Raw genomic sequence first — 17,042 nt, forward strand, 5'->3', positions numbered from 1 at the left:
CGAGCGTCCTGTTGCCGCGATGTGCGTTGCATCGCGGTCAAGCGCCCCGGCACGCGGCCGGGGTCCATCGCATACAAAATGCGGATTCAGACGGCTGCGGCTTCCACGCGTTCGACAAACGCGCACACGGCAGCCGTCACTTGCGCTGTCGTCGCCTTGCCGCCGAGATCGCCGGTATGCAGCGATTCATCGGCTGTCACGGCTTCGACGGCATCCATCACACGCTTGGCGGCTTCCGTTTCGCCCAGATGTTCGAGCAACATGACGAGCGACCAGAACGTGCCGATCGGGTTGGCAAGCCCCTTGCCCATGATGTCGAAAGCGGAACCGTGGATCGGCTCGAACATCGACGGATAACGGCGTTCTGGGTCGATGTTGCCGGTCGGCGCAATGCCGAGGCTGCCCGCGAGCGCGGCGGCCAGGTCGCTCAGGATGTCGGCATGCAGATTGGTCGCGACGATCGTATCGAGCGTGGCGGGACGGTTGACCATGCGCGCGGTGGCGGCATCGACCAGTTCCTTGTCCCACTTCACGTCCGGGAATTCTTTTGAAATCTGCAGCGCGATTTCGTCCCACATCACCATGGCATGGCGCTGCGCATTGCTCTTGGTGATGACCGTAAGCAGTTTGCGCGGACGCGACTGCGCGAGTTTGAATGCAAAACGCATAATGCGTTCGACACCGGCACGCGTGAGGATGGAGACGTCGGTTGCCGCCTCGATCGGATGACCCTGATGCACGCGGCCACCCACACCCGCATATTCGCCCTCGGAATTCTCGCGCACGATCACCCAATTGAGGTCCTCGGGCTTGCAACGCTTGAGCGGCCCGTCGATGCCGGGAAGAATGCGCGTCGGGCGCACGTTGGCGTATTGATCGAAGCCCTGGCAGATCTTCAGGCGCAGGCCCCACAGCGTGATGTGATCGGGCACGCCGGGGTCGCCTGCCGAACCGAAGAGAATTGCGTCCTTGTCGCGGATGGCATCGAGGCCATCGGCGGGCATCATCGAACCGTGCTGACGGTAATAGTCCGCGCCCCAGTCGAAGCTCTCGAATTCGAATGCAAAATTACGCGACGTCTTGGCAAGCGCTTCGAGCACTTGCTGGCCAGCGGGGATGACTTCCTTGCCGATGCCGTCGCCGGGGATGGTTGCGATGCGATAAGTTTTCATGTCTCCGTTCCTCGATGTGGGTGTGTGAGCTCACTCTACCCAACTTAAGGATAAGAAACCGGTGCTAAACTCAAAGCATCTTTAACTTTGATTCAAAAGTGAGGGCGCATGGCCGAGACCGTTCAGCCGGCCGATCTGAGCTTTTTCTCGACGCTCGCGACATCGGGCAGCCTGAGCGCAGCGGCGCGGGAGCTGGGTCTCACGGCAGCGGCAGTAAGCAAGCGCCTGACACAAATGGAGGCGCGGGCAGGCGTGCCACTCGTCAATCGCACGACGCGCCGCATGATGCTCACGCCCGAGGGCGAGCTTTATCTGGAGCGCGCGCGGCGCATTCTCGACGAAATCGACGAACTTGCGGAGCTGCTTGGCAGCGCGAAGAAGAGTCCAAAAGGCCTGCTTCGCGTGAATGCGACGCTCGGCTTCGGGCGCAGTCATGTGGCGCCCGCCATTTCTCGATTCGTTGCGCGGCACCGCCAAGTGTCGGTGCAATTGCAGTTGTCGGTCGCGCCGCCGCCGCTCACGGACGACACGTTCGACGTTTGCATTCGCTTCGGCGAGCCACCGGATACGCGTGTAGTCGCGCGGCGTCTCGCGTCGAATCGTCGGCTGCTATGCGCGGCGCCGGGCTATATCGCCACGCACGGTTTGCCTGCGACGCCGCACGATCTCACGCGGCATAACTGCATCGGCATCCGGCAGGGCGACGAAGCGTACGGCGTTTGGCGGCTGACGAGCGGGCGGGGTGCTGCGCAGAAGACGGAGGCGGTGCGCATCAAGGGCAATCTCACGACCAACGATGGTGAAATCGCCGTCAAATGGGCGCTCGAAGGACACGGCATTCTGATGCGAGCTGAATGGGATATTGCAGACTATCTGGCGGATGGCCGGCTCGTCGCCGTACTGCCCGATTACGAGACGCCCAATGCGGACATCTACGCCGTGTACTCCGGACGGCATCAGATGTCCGCGCGCATAAGGGCTTTCGTCGATTTCATTGCGCTCGATCTCAAGCATGCGCGCGGCACTTGAATTTCCGACTATCGTTAAAGACATGGCATTTTGTAGTCGGCATACCGCATGCAAAATTCCGTCGACCCAGTAAAGGCAATGAAAGCGGGCGGCCTGCGGGCGCTATACTGGTTGCCTGTCCATTGCATGACGACCCACGACCGGATAGCCGTCCTCAAGCGGCTCCAAGGTCACCCGCGGCGCGACTCCAGATAAATTGGCTGAACACGATTTAGACAAACTCAAGATCGACCGCAGTTCCGCTGCCGTCGTCCCGCGACGCAGGCGTCCGTGGCTTCGCTATGTGCTCGTCGCAGCGATCATTCTCGTACTCGTGGGCATCGGCTTGCGTTTTGCCGGGCCGCAAACGGTAGAGACCGCTACGGTCACGTCGGTTTATCCATCGCAAAGCTATACGCTTCTCAACGCGACCGGCTACGTCGTGCCGCAACGCAAGGCGGCGGTCGCATCGAAGGGACAGGGCCGCGTGGAATGGCTTGGTGTACTCGAAGGTACGCCTGTAAAGGAAGGCCAGGTGATTGCGCGGCTCGAACGCGATGATGTGTCCGCTTCGCTTGCACAAGCCGAGGCGCAAGTTAAAGTTGCTCAAGCCAACCTCGAGTTGCAACGCGCCGAGTTGAGGGACGCAGAGATCAGTCTCAAGCGCTCGGATATCCTCGCTCCCCAAGGCGCGATTCCCGCGTCTCAGCACGACAGCGACCGCGCCCGCTTCGACAAGGCCAAGGCAGCCGTGAATAGCGACGCAGCCACGATCGTGTCGGCGCAAGCCAATGCGCTCGCGGCGCGCGTAGCCGTCGACCAGACCATCATTCGTGCGCCTTTCGATGGCGTTGTGCTCGAAAAGCATGCGAACGTGGGCGATAACATCACGCCGTTCTCGTCGGCATCGGACAGCAAGGGTGCGGTCGTGACGATTGCGGACATGAAGACGCTCGAAGTCGAGGCGGATGTCGCGGAGTCGAACATCGGCAAGATCATGGTCGATCAACCATGCGAAATGCAGCTCGACGCGCTGCCCGATGTTCGCTTCTCGGGACGTGTATCGCGCATCGTGCCAACGGTCGATCGCTCGAAGGCCACGGTCCTCGTGAAAGTGCGCTTCGTCGAACACGATCCACGCGTGCTGCCCGACATGAGCGCGAAGGTCGCGTTCCTTTCGAAGCCCGTACCGCCCGAACAGAAGAAGGCGCTGGTGGCCGTTCAGCCCGCAGCAGTGGTCACGCGCGATGGCAAGCAGGTCGTGTTCATCGTCGAGAACGACAAGGCGCTTCAGAGGCCCGTGACAACGGGCGAACATATCGGCGACCTGCTCGCGGTGCAAGGCGTCAAGCCAGGCGATACGCTGGTACTCGCGCCAAACGACAAGATCAAAGACGGCACCAGCGTTACGCTGGCGAAGAAGTAACGTGAGCACCGCACCTCTGGTCCAGATCAGTCACGTCGTGAAGTCATACCGGCGCGGCGTGCAGACGGTGCCCGTGCTGACCGACATCTCGTTGTCCATCGCCGAAGGGGACTTCGTCGCGTTGATGGGACCGTCCGGCTCGGGCAAGAGCACGTTGCTCAATCTGATCGCGGGCATCGACCGGCCGGACAGCGGCGAGCTTCTTGTCGGCGGGCTCGATATCACGCGTTTGCCGGAGTCCGCGCTTGCCGACTGGCGCGCGGCTCACGTCGGCTTCATCTTCCAGTTCTATAACCTGATGCCGGTGCTCACCGCATTCGAGAACGTCGAATTGCCGCTGATGCTCACGCGCCTCTCGCGCGCCGAACGGCGTGAACGTGTCGCGATGGTGCTGGACATGGTCAACATGAGCGAGCGCACGACTCACTATCCGTCGGAGCTATCCGGCGGCCAGCAGCAGCGCGTGGCGATTGCACGCGCCTTGATTACCGACCCGAAGCTGATCGTCGCCGATGAACCCACGGGCGATCTCGACCGCACCTCTGCGGCCGAAGTCCTGACGATGCTGCAACGCCTGAATGAACGCGTTGGCAAGACCATCATCATGGTCACGCACGACGCGCATGCCGCCAATGCCGCGAAGGCGCTGGTGCATCTTGAGAAGGGCGAGTTGATCGACGGCGCGGTGCGCTGAATCATGTTCGTCTTCAAGCTCATTCTGCGCAATGCCACGCGTCACAAGCTCCGCACGGCGCTGACCGTGCTGGGCCTCACGATTGCGGTGCTTGCATACGGCCTGCTGCATACGGTCGTTGATGCATGGTACGCGGGCGCGGCTGCGGCATCCAACGCGCGCCTGGTCACTCGCAATGCAATCTCGCTGGTGTTTCCGCTGCCTCTTGCATACGAGAATCGCATTCGCGGCGTGGATGGTGTGACGCTGGTTGCACGCTCGAACTGGTTCGGCGGCATCTATCGCGACCCCAAGAATTTTTTCGCGCAATTCGCGGTATCGGACAACTATCTGGATCTCTATCCCGAGTACATCGTCACGCCGCAAGCGCGCTCCGATTACCAGCGCGATCGCAAGGGCGTGCTCATCGGGCGACAGCTTGCGACGCAATACGGCTTCAAAGTGGGCGACGTCATTCCTCTCAAGGGGACGATCTATCCAGGAACGTGGGACTTCGTGGTGCGCGGCATCATGGAAGGGCGCGACGAATCGACCATCACGCGGCAACTCATCTTTCACTGGGAGTATCTCAACGAGACGATTCGCAAAACCACCAAGCGTCAAGTGGATCAGGTCGGCGTGTATGTCGTGGGCATCGGAAATCCGGATCAGGCGGCCACCGTATCGCGCAATGTCGATAACGTCTTCAAGAACTCGCTTGCGGAGACGCTTACCGAAACCGAGCAAGCGTTTCAGCTGGGCTTCGTCGCGATGTCTAATCAGATCATTGCGGCCATACGTGTCGTCTCTTACGTGGTGATTCTCATCATCATGGCCGTGATGGCCAATGCAATGGCCATGAGCGCACGCGAACGCACCGTCGAATACGCCACGCTCAAGGCGCTTGGATTCGGACCCACGTTTCTTAGCGTGCTCGTCTTCGGCGAGTCGCTGGCGATATGCACGATGGGCGGTGCAATCGGCATACTCGCGACACCGCCGGTCGCCGATTTCTTCAAAAATGCGACAGGCGGCGTGTTTCCGGTCTTTCGCGTCTCGCACGAAACGATGATGCTGCAAGCTGCCTGCGCGTTCGTCATCGCGCTGGCGGCGGCGATCGTACCGGCGGTGCAGGCGAGCCGCGTGAGGATCGTCGAAGGCTTGCGAGCGATCGGATAAGGCGAGCATATGGCCATTCCCGTTTCATACATCGCGCGCAACCTATGGGCTCGCCGTCTCACGACGATGTTGACCGCAGGCGGTCTCGCGCTCGTCGTCTTCGTGTTCTCGACCGTGCTCATGCTCGATGCGGGACTCAGGAAAACGCTCGTGTCCACGGGCGAACGCGATAACGTCGTGGTCATTCGCAAAGGCGCGGAAACGGAGATTCAAAGCTCGATCGACCGCAGTCAGGCGAACGTGATGGAGATGCATCCGTCTGTCGCGATGAATGGCGAGGGTGAGCCCTTCGCATCCAAAGAGACCGTGGTGCTCATCTCGCTCTATAAGCTCGGTTCGAATACGCCAGCGAATGTGGTGATACGCGGCGTATCGCCGACTGGCGTCGAACTGCGGCCGCAAGTGAGGCTTACGGCGGGGCGCATGTTCAGTCACGGGTCATCGGAGATTATCGTCGGCAGCAGTATCGCCAAGGGTTTTGCGGGCACGCGCATTGGCGATCATCTGCGCTTCGCTCAACGCGATTGGACCGTGGTGGGCCATTTCGATGCAGGCGGCAGCGGCTTCGATTCGGAGATATGGGGCGATGTCGATCAACTCATGCAGTCGTTTCGCCGCACGAGTTATTCGTCGATGGTCGTGAGGCTTGCCCGCAGCGATGCCTTCGACCGCTTTCGGGCGGAAATCGACGTCGATCCTCGTCTTGCCGATGAAGCCAAGCGCGAGCAAGTGTTCTACGGCGATCAGTCGAAGGCGCTATCCACGTTCATCAATATTCTCGGCATCACGCTTTCGATTATCTTTTCGATAGCAGCGATGATCGGCGCGATGATCACCATGTATGCCTCGGTCGCGAACCGGGTCGCGGAGATTGGAACGCTTCGCGCGTTAGGTTTCAAGCGCTTCGATGTGTTGATTGCGTTTCTGCTCGAAGCGCTGCTTTTGGGACTTGCCGGTGGACTCGTCGGCCTCGGCTGCGCGGCACTCATGCAGTTCGCTTCGTTTTCGACGACCAATTTTCAGACGTTCGCGGACCTATCGTTCCGGTTCGTGCTCACGCCATCGGTCGTTATTCAAACGGTTTTATTCTCGATGATCATGGGGTTCGTCGGTGGCTTTCTGCCTGCCGTACGTGCTGCGAGGCTGAGTATCGTAGATGCGTTGCGAGCCCGATAATCGCGAGACTGCTCAACCGCGATACACCGCACCTTTCGATCCATTGACCGCGAACACATCGCCTTCGGGCGCCGCGCGAACATGTGCGCTTCGCGCAACGAGTGGCACGCGACGCGGCACGCCGGGCGCAAGGTGGAACCAGTCGATGCTCGCGTAATAGTCCGGATCGACCACGTGCACCCATCGTGCAAGCTGTGTCGTTGCAACGTCGAGGAACCAGCCTTTGTCATCCTGACCGATGGTCGCGTTCAACCCGACATCACGTCGCTCGCCAATGGAAGGATCGGGAAAATGGAAAGCTTCTGACAATACCGCGCCGGTATCCTGATCGCGCAGAAGCACATGCGTGATATCGTGCGCGCGAGGACCGAAGCGATATGCATAGGTGATGTCGAAGAACGCGCCCAGCAGCGAAGCCGATTTGACGCGCTGCACGCTGCGCGGAGATAGCACGACATCGCTCGCGCCGCCTGCGACCTTCACCGCGCCATCGCGCAAGCACGACAGTTCGACGCGTGCGCGTATCTCGCGAGCCGTCTCGTTGACGAGATGCACATCGAGGCCGTCGAGGCCTTCATCGGTAATCAGCGCCTGAATAGGTTGAAGCACGCGCGCAAGCCCATGCAGCGCGCTTTTGGGCTTGTGACGCGCATCGATCACACCCCAGCCCGCGCCCGGACGCAGATCCAGCAGATTCCATACGATGCCGCCCGCGCAGGTCGAACCTTCGCGACGCCATTCGGAAAACACAGCGCCGATCACATCGGCGACGACGGCGCGAGACAGTTCGAGATAGCGCTCGGGGTCTTCATAACGCAGACGCGCCACGTCGACCCGATACAGTTCGCGCAGATAGTGCTCGCGCACATCGTCGAAGTCCCATGCGGAACCGGGATCGCGCGGCACGCTTGTCTTCCAGCGTGGCTCATGCGCGCGCGCCGCATTCGGTACAGAACGCAGCGTGACATCGTCGGGGACATTCGCGAACGCAAGGCATTCGGAAGCGAAACGTACTTGCGCACGACGCGCGTCGTCGAAGGGGCGCTGATATGCGCCGACGCCGTAGTAATGCGTGATGCCGCCGCGCGTGCCGAAGGGCATCGAGACGCTGTCGCCGGGCGCGGCGCTCGGTGAGTTCACGACATACGCCACATCGGCGCGATGCTTGGCGATGACTTCCGGAAGCAGTTGCGTGAAAAGGCCTTGTTGATAGGCATGGAATGGCAGACCCAGCATGGCCGCTTGCTGATGCACTTCGCTGCCGCCGCATAGCACTGCAAGCGATGCAAAACGCCGCGTGCGCGCAAGAAACTGTTCTGCTTCGAGTTGCACGCTTCGGTTGAATGCCTCGTCCGAGGGATAGTCGAAGTTGGCAAACGCAAAGTCTTGCCAGATCAGAATGCCGAATTCGTCCGCGAGTTCGTAAAAGGTATCGGATTCATAAAGCGTGATGCCGCTCACGCGAATGATGTTGAGCCCCGCATCGCGGCACAGGGTGAAGATGGCCGCGAGCTTGTCGCGCGATGCGTCGAGCGCGACGATATCGGCGGAAGTCCAGCATGCGCCGCGCGCGAACACCGGCACGCCGTTGACGATCAACTGAAAGCCCGTCTTGTCCGCACCGCGATCCACTTCGATATGTCGAAAACCGATCTGCCCAAGCGCGATACGACCAAGCGTTTCGCTCGTCAAGGTCACGGCATAAAGCGATGGCGCGCCATGCGTATGCGGCCACCAGAGCCGCGCTTGCGGCACGCGCACTTGTCCCGTGAGCGTATGCGCGTCACGCCATTGCAGCGGCGCCGTGGCCTCGCCATCGCCACATTCGACGTGCATTTCCTTCGGCTCTTGCGGATGATAGAAATGTACAGTGACGTCGAGCAGACCATCGGCACGATCGATTGAAGGCGCAAGCTCGATACGCTCGATGCCATTGCGCGCTTCGCCGATCAGTTCCACTGCGCGCCACGGACCCACTGGCTGAATCGGCGGGCACCATCCGGGCATGTGTCCAAGCAAGGTCGTGCGTACGTTGCGCAGCGTCGCTGGCTGCGCGAGCTTCGGACGCCAGCGCGCACGGCCGCGTTTTGCGGCAAGTGCAGGCTGAATGGAACGAAAGCACAGAAAAAGCGTCGCGTCGCCTTGCAGATTCAGATCGACATCGTGCGCGACGAACATAGAATCGGAGTCGAGCAGCTTGTCGTTATCGAGCCACACTTCGGCAATCGTCGCGAGGCCATTGAAGCGCACGCGCCGCTTGCCTTCACCCTGCAAGCGCACGCGATACCAGTGATCCGACATCGCGTAGGGCTGCGCGAGCGCATCTTCACCAACGCCGTTTGCACGGTGCGCCGATGCAATCGTGCCGGGCACGGGCGCATCGATCCAATGCGCGCTTTCATCGAGCGATGCAGGCGTCGCACAAGCGCCCGCAGCCGTGCTCGTGCACGTCCACCCTTCGGAGAGGCGTTGCGGCAGGCAAGCGTTGGACATATCGGACATGGAATGCATGTTCCTTCCTTCTATGGGCGAAGATGAACATGATGAACGAAGCACGGGCCACGCGAGCAGCGTGGCCCCGGTGCTTCAAAGAAAACGCGCGGCGAGCGGTTCGATGACCTTCTCGTAAGATGCTTCGAGCGAATCGAGGCAGTCGGTACACGGGTCGAGCCGTGAACGCATGCGCGCCCGCGCAAGGCGGAACTGCATGACCATCGCTTCGTTCGCCATGGATTGCGCGCTCGTCTGGATTGCCTCAGGCACTTCGACGCCGTGCGCATTGAGCCACACCAGATACTTCGACAGCAACTCGAAGTTCGAACCGAGCTGGCGCATCACGTTGAACGTGTAGAGATGGTAGTAAGACACATCCCGTTCGAGCAATGCACGTAGATGCTCGGGAAACTCCGCGCGCCACTGCGAGACGGGGTTCGATGTCGGACGATCGAGCAAGCGCAGCTTGAGCAGATCGACCGAACGTTGCACCAGCGCCTGACCTTCGAGCGGCGCACGCGCGCGCTTGACGAACTCCACGTACGGAAAGAGCGCATGCACGTCGCTTGCAAGGTCTGGCATCAGGCGAAACACGCCGTCATAGTCCTCGCCCGATAACGCGAAATAGCCCGCGTTATGGAAGTACGTGATGCGCTTTGCCGCTGCATCGATGGAGTCGACTGCAATGGTCGTCTTCGAATGCGACTGCTTGTACGCGGTTGCACGCGTGTCGGGCAGATAGAACGCATCCACTTCGGCGACCACTACGTGACCGCGTTTGGTCTGCTCGCGCACGTGAGCTTCGAGCGTGTCGAAAATCGCGAGTTCCTGGGCCTGCAAGCCGTAGAGCCGCGAGATGTCGTCGAGCGAGAACTTGGGGAACGTGAACTGATCGCCTTCGAACGCCTGCGTCACGGTGAAGCTCAATGCGGCGTGCGGATCGCAGCCGTAGTGGTGCAAGAGCTCGATCCACAGATCGACGTAACAGTTGGTCTCCAGCCAGACGCGCTCGCCGCGATGCAACGCATGGCGGCTCGCTTCGTCTTGAGCGGCAGACTGTTCGTTGGACGCGCCAGTCACGGCGTGCTCGGGCGAGCGTGCGTTCATGCGTCTTTGCCCAGTGTGCCGAGGCCATCGGCGACGAGCGGCGCCGCATTGCCCCACAGCAGTTCACGCACTGCGGCGGGCCACGCGTTCACGTCGAGACCGTGATGACGGAAGAGCGCAAGCGTCGTACGTTCCATGCCGAAGCCCACGCATGCGGTATGCGCCACTTCGCCATTGCCCTGACGGATGTTCCACAACTCGCCGAAGTGGTCCATGTGATAGTTGAACGACAAACATGCGGTCGGACGGTCGGGCGTTGCAACCGGCACGAGCAGTTCGAACTTGAGTTCTTGCGCACGCTGGCTGTCGGCCACGATCTTGCCGCCGCGTCCGAAGAACGGGTCGTTAGCCAGATCGATTTCGAACGGCAGTTGCAGCAGATTCACGAGCAGCGAGCCACGCTCGATCCACTTCTGACGGAACGCCATTACTTGCTCGGGGCTGCCCACGCGAATGTACTCGCGCATGCGGAACATCTGCATGCGGCCCGGATCGATGGACGGTTCGTGACGGAAGCAATACGAGAACGCATCGAAGATCGCGCCGTCTTCGGCGAGGTTGCCGCGCTTGGCAACGAGCGGATAGATCGGATAACAGGCCGCGGGCGTGAGCACGAGACGCGTCGGCTTTTGCTGATCCATCCAGTCATCGGAACGCTCTTCTTCTTCGCCGATATGCACGATCTTGTCGAGCGCTTCGAGCAGACGATGATGGCCGCGATCATTGCCCTGGAACGAGTGAATCGTGCCGGCAAGGTTCGGGAAGCTCTTCAGGTACTCACTGTCTTCGAAGTCGCGGCGGCGCATGGCCGGCGGAAAGCGCAACGATTCCGCGTGCTGGTCGGCGCCGAGCAACGTGATCGCGTTGTTGAGACGGTCCACCACATCCTCGAACACCGCGCTGCGGCCATAGAGGCCGTCTTCGCCCGTATCGATGAGAATGCCGGCGGCCATCAGCCGGTCGCGCAAGGTCAAATCCGATTTATCGTAGGGCACTTGACTGGTCTCGTTATGTGCTTGTTCTTCGGCCTGCATGAGCGCGGCCTGTTCGTTCGGCATGTTCATAATCGTTATAGGGTCCCGGTTGCGGAACGCTGCGCGAGCAGCAGATTCGCGGTGTTCAGTTCGATGCGGTCATTGCTGATCATGAGCGGCGCCGAGTGCAGATCGCGCAAGTGCCGCCCCACGCTGAAGGGCGTATCGTTCTTGTAACCCGCCATGCCGCAGATCATCAGCGTCTCTTGCACGACGTGCACGGCCGATTGCGAAATGGCGAGCTTCAGCATGTTCAGATCGGAGGCAATGCCGATGGACGCGGTCAACGGTGCGTCGCTGTCGTCGGTCTGCAATGCCTGCCTTGCGAGCCGTTCCGCTTGCGCAGCCTCGACCGAGGCGAGCGATTCGCGCAGACGCGCCTGCATCATGCGCACGAGGGTGACGGCTTGCGAAAGACGCGCGGCCGAAGGCGGCAATGCGCCCGGCTTGCCACGCGCCTGATTACGGAAGAACTGATGCGCGCGATTCACGGCATCCGACGCAATACCGATCCACACCGCGGACCACAAGGTATGCGAAACCGGCAGCATGCTTTCATCGGCGATCTTCGAGAAAGGCGAGGGCAGAATCTGTTCGGCCTTGCCGCTTGCAGTGAGACGATGCCCCTGACTGCACGTGCCACGCATGCCGAGCGTGTCCCACGTACCACGCGATTCGAGCGTGCACGTCGAACGAGGCGCGACGATCAGCACCTGATCGGACGGCGGCGCGTCGGGATGACGGCGTGCGGTTACGAGAATGCAATCGGCATACGTGCCATACGAAATCGTCGGCGCGAGCTTTTCGATGTTGAAGGCGTCATCGGCAAGATCGACCGCACATGCGCTCGTGCGCATGTTGCCGCCGATATTTTCTTCCGATGTCGCCGATGCCAACAGCAGTTGCTCGTTCACCATGCGCGTGAGAAACGCGCGCTGCCAGGGCACATTCGCGCCGTGATCGACGATGCAGACGACCTGACTCTGATGCATGGCGTAGATCATCGCGGCGGATGCGCAGCCTTGCGCGAGCGTTTCGCACAAGCGGGCCACGCCCGTGAGCGAGAGCCCGTCGCCGCCGAAGCTTGCCGGCACCATTGCAGAGAAGAGACGCTCCGTACGCATTGCGGCCACGGCTTCAGCGGGGAAGCGTGCATCCTTGTCGACCGCTGCCGCATGCTTGCCGGCGATGGCCGAGACGCGACGCGCGGCTTCGAGCAACTCGCTTTCGCTGCGCGGCGCGATCACGCCGTCGCCTTCAACGTGTCCTGCTGCTTCGAGTTCTTGCGTGGCGGCGTTCATGCGTCCGCCTGCGAACCTTGCAGCTCCTTGACGGCGGCCGCGAGCGAATCGACGCTCGAGAACAGACGTCGCGTAAGCATTTGATCCGGAATTTCGATGCCGAACTCGTCTTCGATCGCGAGCATGACGTGCACGGTTGCAAGCGAGGAGAGGCCGGCTGCGTACAGGTCGTCGCTGTCGGAGAGAGTGTCGATCGACACGTCGAGGCGTGCGGACTCGGCAAGGATGCGGCGCAATTCAGTTTTCATTTTCTCTGGTTTCCCTTGAACCATGGCCAACGGTGCAAACGGACTGAAGCGGGTATCAAACGAATATTCGATTTTTTGGACCGTGCTCAGTCCCGTTGCTAACGGGCGGTGGTGCACTCGGTGAATCGCTGGTCAAACGACTCAAGAGCACTCGCAACACCGTCGAATCTTGTTTGATCGTATTTAACGAATTACGGGGGGTGATCGTCCGTGCGATGGCGCACGGTGAGGCCCGGAAGACAACGCGTTGCGTGTGCGATATCGACCACGCTTGATGTCACGCAAATCGTTCAGACTGATACTTGTCGCGGCGTTACGACGGTATTCGTACTGCATAGCCTCGCCTTGCAAGTTTCATGCGCATGATGCAAGGTATTTGAAACCTTAAAACGACGGGAAACGTAATTGGATCTACTCTGCCTGCTGCTTGTCTTCGTCGCCTTGTTCATCGTGTGGCGCAAACGCCGCCTCGTGATCTTCCTCGTGGCCGGAACCGTGTTCTGGCTCTTCGGTAGCTGGCTTGCAGGGCCGATGATAAGCCTCGCGCAGATCGGCTATGGGTCGAAGCAGGCGCCCCGGCTCGCGGACCGTACGGCGATCATCGTGCTGGGCGGTGGGACCGAATACGATCGCAACAAACATCTCGTTCCACTGGCCGATTCCATCTATCGCGTCGACCTTGCTGCCGCCCTGTACGAAACCTGTGTCGAAACGGACAAGCAGTGTCAGGTCATCATGAGCGGCGGAAATCCGCAGCATCACGAACAAACCGAAGCGCAACTATACGGCGGTCTGCTCGTGGATCGTGGCGTGAAGCCTGCGGATCTCATCCTCGAAGATCAGAGTCTCGACACTTACGAGAACGCGCGCAATACGTACAAAATCCTACGCTCGCGTCGATACGACACGACCATCCTCATCACGTCCTCACTGCACATGCGTCGCGCGTTGCTCGCATTCGATGCTTTCGACCTACACCCGCAGCCTGCGGTTGCATTCGTGCGCAATCCAAAGTCATGGCTCGTGCCGCACCCGGAAGGTTGGATCGATTCCGACAGCGGATTGCACGAGATGCTCGGCACGTTGAAGTTTCACGTGTGGCGCTGGCTGGGCTTGTATTGATTGCTCAGGTCAATGCGTCTTGCAGATAAGGCGCCGTGCGGCTTGCGGCCAGCGTCGCCACACTCGCAGGCACGCCGGCCGCGACTATCTTGCCGCCATCTTCTCCCGCGCCCGGACCGATATCGATGACCCAGTCGCTCTGGGCCGCGACGCGCATGTCGTGTTCGACGACCACGACCGTATTGCCTGCGTCGACGAGTCCTTGAAGTTGCGCCATTAGACGATCGACATCGGCGGGATGTAGTCCGGTTGTGGGCTCGTCGAGGATATAGAGCGTGTCGCCGCGATGCGCGCGCTGCAGTTCGGTTGCCAGCTTGATGCGCTGCGCTTCGCCGCCCGAGAGTTCGGTGGCAGGCTGACCGAGCCGCAGATAACCGAGGCCGATATCGCGCAGCACGGCAAGCGCGCGCATCACATTGGGCTCATCCGCGAAGAAGAGACAGGCGTCATCGACGCTCATCGCCAGCACCTCGGCGATGTTTTTGCCATTCCACGTGACTTCGAGTGTCTCGGCGTTATAACGCGAACCGTGACACGTCGAACATGACGTGTACACGCTCGGCAAAAATAACAGTTCGACGCTCACGAAGCCTTCGCCTTCGCAAGTCGGGCAACGCCCCTGCGCGACGTTGAAGGAAAATCGGCCGGCACTGTAATGGCGTTTGCGCGCGAGCGGCGTATCGGCGTAGTGCTTGCGCACGTGATCGAAAAGTCCCGTGTAAGTCGCAAGATTCGAACGTGGGGTGCGGCCAATCGGCTTCTGATCGACGCGCACGAGGCGCCGTATGGCGTCCATGCCTTCGACGATTGAGCCTTCCGCAGGCGCTTCGGCGACCGTGAAGAGCGGATCGGCTTCGTCTTCGTCGGGCTCATCGAGCGCTCTTCCCAGATGTTGCGCCACGAGTTCGGGCAATGCCTGACTGACGAGACTCGACTTGCCCGAGCCCGATATACCCGTCACCGCCGTGAAGCAACCGAGCGGAAACGCAGCGTCGATCTCATGCAGATTGTTTCGCGTGATGCCCGCGAGCTTCAGCCAGCCGCGCGGCGTGCGTGGCGCGCGGTCGGTGTTCGAATGGGACGCGAACAGATGCAGACGCGTTTGTGACGCCTCCACCGATGCGAGACCCGCGGGCGGGCCGCTATAAAGCACATGTCCACCGGCTTCGCCCGCAGCGGGACCGACATCGACGAGCCAGTCTGCGCGACGCATCGTCTCCATGTCATGCTCGATCACGAAAAGCGAGTTGCCGGCAGCCTTGAGCCGTTGCAGCGCGGCAAAGAGCGCTTCGTTGTCAGCGGGATGCAAACCGGCGGAGGGTTCATCGAGCACATACACCACGCCAAAGAGTTGCGAGGCTAGTTGCGTGGCTAGCCGCAAGCGCTGCAATTCGCCTGACGACAAGGTGGGCGTCGCGCGATCCAAAGCAAGATAGCCGAGGCCGAGATCGATCAACGTGGCAAGACGTTCTTCGAGATCGGCTGCTATGCGCTCGGCGGCGGCGCGCTTCTCGTTGGACAAGTTGGGCGTGCGCCGTACATCGGGCGATGCTTTATGCGCCGATCCACCCGCCGCGACACGCTTCGCAATTGCCGCCTGCCGCACGTCCCTGGCAAGCACGTCTTGCTCGCGTGCTTCTTCATGATCGGGCCATTCGCCGCGCGCAATGGGCGCGAGCATCTGCGCAAGCCGCGTAAGCGGCAGACGCGAGAACTCCGCGATATCCAGTCCCGCGAAGGTCACCGATAACGCTTCCTGCTTCAGTCGCTTGCCGTGACACGACGAACAGTCGCTCCCGACCATATAGCGCGACACGCGCTTCTTCATGAGCGCGCTTTGCGTGTGGGCGAAGGTATGAAGCACATAACGGCGCGCGCCCGTAAAGGTGCCTTGATAACTCGGCTCCGCGCGACGCTTGAGTGCGGCACGTGTCTCGGCGGGTGTGAGGCCCGCATAGACCGGCACGGTGGGCGTATCGTCGGTGAAGAGAATCCAGTCGCGGTCTTTCTTCGGCAGATCGCGCCAGGGCGTGTCGACGTCGTAGCCCAGCGTGACGAGTATGTCGCGCAGATTCTGACCGTGCCACGCTAGCGGCCATGCGGCGATGGCGCGTTCGCGGATGGTGAGTGAGTCGTCGGGGACCATCGACTTCTCGGTCACTTCGTAGACGCGGCCGAGACCATGGCAGACGGGGCACGCGCCCTGAACCGTGTTGGGAGAAAAGTCTTCCGCGTAGAGCATGGGCTGCTTCGGCGGATAGCTGCCCGTGCGTGAATACAGCATGCGAACGAGACTGGAAAGCGTGGTCACGCTTCCCACCGACGAACGTGCGTTGGGCGTGCCGCGCTGCTGCTGCAGGGCGACGGCGGGCGGCAATCCTTCGATGGAATCGACTTCCGGTACGCCGACCTGCTCGATCAGACGCCGCGCGTAGGGCGCGACTGATTCAAAATACCGCCGCTGCGCTTCTGCATACAAAGTTCCGAATGCAAGTGACGACTTTCCCGATCCGGACACGCCTGTGAAGACGACCAGCGCATCGCGCGGGACGTCTACATCGACATTTTTGAGGTTATGCTCCCGCGCGCCGCGAACGCGCACGAAACCTGCTGGAGAGACAGTCGGCGTTTCGGCTTTATTGCGCCGAGGCGGCTTGGCTGGGCTTTTGACTTTGGGCGCATCCATCTTATGGCTTTTGGACTTTGCAGGCGAATACGTCTGGCGAGCAGGTCTCATGCCAAGCCGCTCGCCGATTGCATTCGGCATTCAAAAGCCTGCACGGTGAATACACACTCGACTGACTCTACGCAAAAAGGAACGACATGAAGACGAATGGATCGGCAGCACTTATCGCCCTCACTGCGGGTTTGATGCTGGGCGCGTCGGGCGCGGCGATGGCGCAAGGTGGCAACGGTAATGGCGGCGCTGGCGGCGGCAACGCGCACGGCGCAGCGACGGCCGCGCCGACGGCAGGCGGTGACAATACCTCTGCTGCCACTGGTACGAGCAAGGGTTTTCACTTAAAGCACAAGAAGAAAGCGAAGCCCGTGACCGCACCAGCGCAGTAATCAAGCAAACGTTTATTGCATACAAACGATTGAA

Annotated in this window: 14 protein-coding genes; 7 read left to right on the plus strand and 7 right to left on the minus strand. The window is 60.9% G+C overall.

Annotated features, from left to right (window positions below):
• Nucleotides 1–86: 86 nt before the first annotated feature.
• Nucleotides 87–1,172: a tartrate dehydrogenase gene (locus tag P9250_RS04435; RefSeq protein ID WP_310391331.1), complete on the minus strand. Its 1,086-nt coding sequence runs from the start codon at nt 1,170–1,172 to the stop codon at nt 87–89.
• A gap of 108 nt (nt 1,173–1,280) precedes the next feature.
• Between P9250_RS04435 and P9250_RS04440 the strand changes: the two genes are divergently transcribed.
• From P9250_RS04440 to P9250_RS04460, 5 genes are all read left to right on the plus strand, one after another.
• Entirely contained in the window at nt 1,281–2,201 is a 921-nt protein-coding gene (locus tag P9250_RS04440) for a LysR family transcriptional regulator (protein ID WP_250493987.1), read from the plus strand.
• Between the two features lie 196 nt (nt 2,202–2,397).
• Nucleotides 2,398–3,606: an efflux RND transporter periplasmic adaptor subunit gene (locus P9250_RS04445; RefSeq protein WP_309847657.1), complete on the plus strand. Its 1,209-nt coding sequence runs from the start codon at nt 2,398–2,400 to the stop codon at nt 3,604–3,606.
• A gap of 1 nt (nt 3,607) precedes the next feature.
• The gene (locus tag P9250_RS04450) at nt 3,608–4,300 is read left to right on the plus strand and encodes an ABC transporter ATP-binding protein (protein ID WP_244831275.1); all 693 of its coding nucleotides are present in this window, start codon (nt 3,608–3,610) and stop codon (nt 4,298–4,300) included.
• A gap of 3 nt (nt 4,301–4,303) precedes the next feature.
• Nucleotides 4,304–5,458: an ABC transporter permease gene (locus P9250_RS04455; RefSeq protein ID WP_244831276.1), complete on the plus strand. Its 1,155-nt coding sequence runs from the start codon at nt 4,304–4,306 to the stop codon at nt 5,456–5,458.
• 9 nt (nt 5,459–5,467) lie between these two features.
• The gene (locus tag P9250_RS04460) at nt 5,468–6,634 is read left to right on the plus strand and encodes an ABC transporter permease (protein WP_310391336.1); all 1,167 of its coding nucleotides are present in this window, start codon (nt 5,468–5,470) and stop codon (nt 6,632–6,634) included.
• Between the two features lie 12 nt (nt 6,635–6,646).
• Here the strand turns inward: P9250_RS04460 and P9250_RS04465 are convergent, their stop codons facing one another.
• From P9250_RS04465 to P9250_RS04485, 5 genes are all read right to left on the minus strand, one after another.
• Nucleotides 6,647–9,145, minus strand: coding sequence for a glycosyl hydrolase 2 galactose-binding domain-containing protein (locus P9250_RS04465; protein ID WP_310391338.1), 2,499 nt, complete (start codon nt 9,143–9,145; stop codon nt 6,647–6,649).
• 75 nt (nt 9,146–9,220) lie between these two features.
• Nucleotides 9,221–10,234: a DUF1839 family protein gene (locus P9250_RS04470; protein ID WP_244831279.1), complete on the minus strand. Its 1,014-nt coding sequence runs from the start codon at nt 10,232–10,234 to the stop codon at nt 9,221–9,223.
• Nucleotides 10,231–11,298 carry an amino acid--[acyl-carrier-protein] ligase gene (locus P9250_RS04475; protein ID WP_370652278.1) on the minus strand — a complete coding sequence of 356 codons (1,068 nt, stop codon included), beginning with the start codon at nt 11,296–11,298 and terminating at the stop codon, nt 10,231–10,233. Before P9250_RS04475 ends, P9250_RS04470 begins: the two co-directional genes overlap by 4 nt.
• A gap of 5 nt (nt 11,299–11,303) precedes the next feature.
• Nucleotides 11,304–12,569, minus strand: a complete 1,266-nt coding sequence (locus tag P9250_RS04480; RefSeq protein WP_250493992.1) for an acyl-CoA dehydrogenase family protein — start codon at nt 12,567–12,569, stop codon at nt 11,304–11,306.
• Nucleotides 12,566–12,817 carry an acyl carrier protein gene (locus P9250_RS04485; protein WP_244831941.1) on the minus strand — a complete coding sequence of 84 codons (252 nt, stop codon included), beginning with the start codon at nt 12,815–12,817 and terminating at the stop codon, nt 12,566–12,568. Before P9250_RS04485 ends, P9250_RS04480 begins: the two co-directional genes overlap by 4 nt.
• A 405-nt stretch (nt 12,818–13,222) precedes the next feature.
• On the opposite strand from P9250_RS04485, the gene P9250_RS04490 reads away from it, so the two are divergent.
• Entirely contained in the window at nt 13,223–13,939 is a 717-nt protein-coding gene (locus tag P9250_RS04490) for a YdcF family protein (protein WP_310391341.1), read from the plus strand.
• Nucleotides 13,940–13,943: 4 nt separating this feature from the next.
• On the opposite strand, the gene P9250_RS04495 is transcribed toward P9250_RS04490, so the two are convergent.
• The gene (locus P9250_RS04495) at nt 13,944–16,625 is read right to left on the minus strand and encodes an excinuclease ABC subunit UvrA (RefSeq protein WP_310391345.1); all 2,682 of its coding nucleotides are present in this window, start codon (nt 16,623–16,625) and stop codon (nt 13,944–13,946) included.
• 137 nt (nt 16,626–16,762) lie between these two features.
• Between P9250_RS04495 and P9250_RS04500 the strand changes: the two genes are divergently transcribed.
• The gene (locus tag P9250_RS04500; protein WP_310391346.1) at nt 16,763–17,008 is read left to right on the plus strand and encodes a hypothetical protein; all 246 of its coding nucleotides are present in this window, start codon (nt 16,763–16,765) and stop codon (nt 17,006–17,008) included.
• Nucleotides 17,009–17,042 lie beyond the last annotated feature (34 nt).

This window comes from Caballeronia sp. LP006, assembly GCF_031450995.1.
Lineage (GTDB): Bacteria > Pseudomonadota > Gammaproteobacteria > Burkholderiales > Burkholderiaceae > Caballeronia.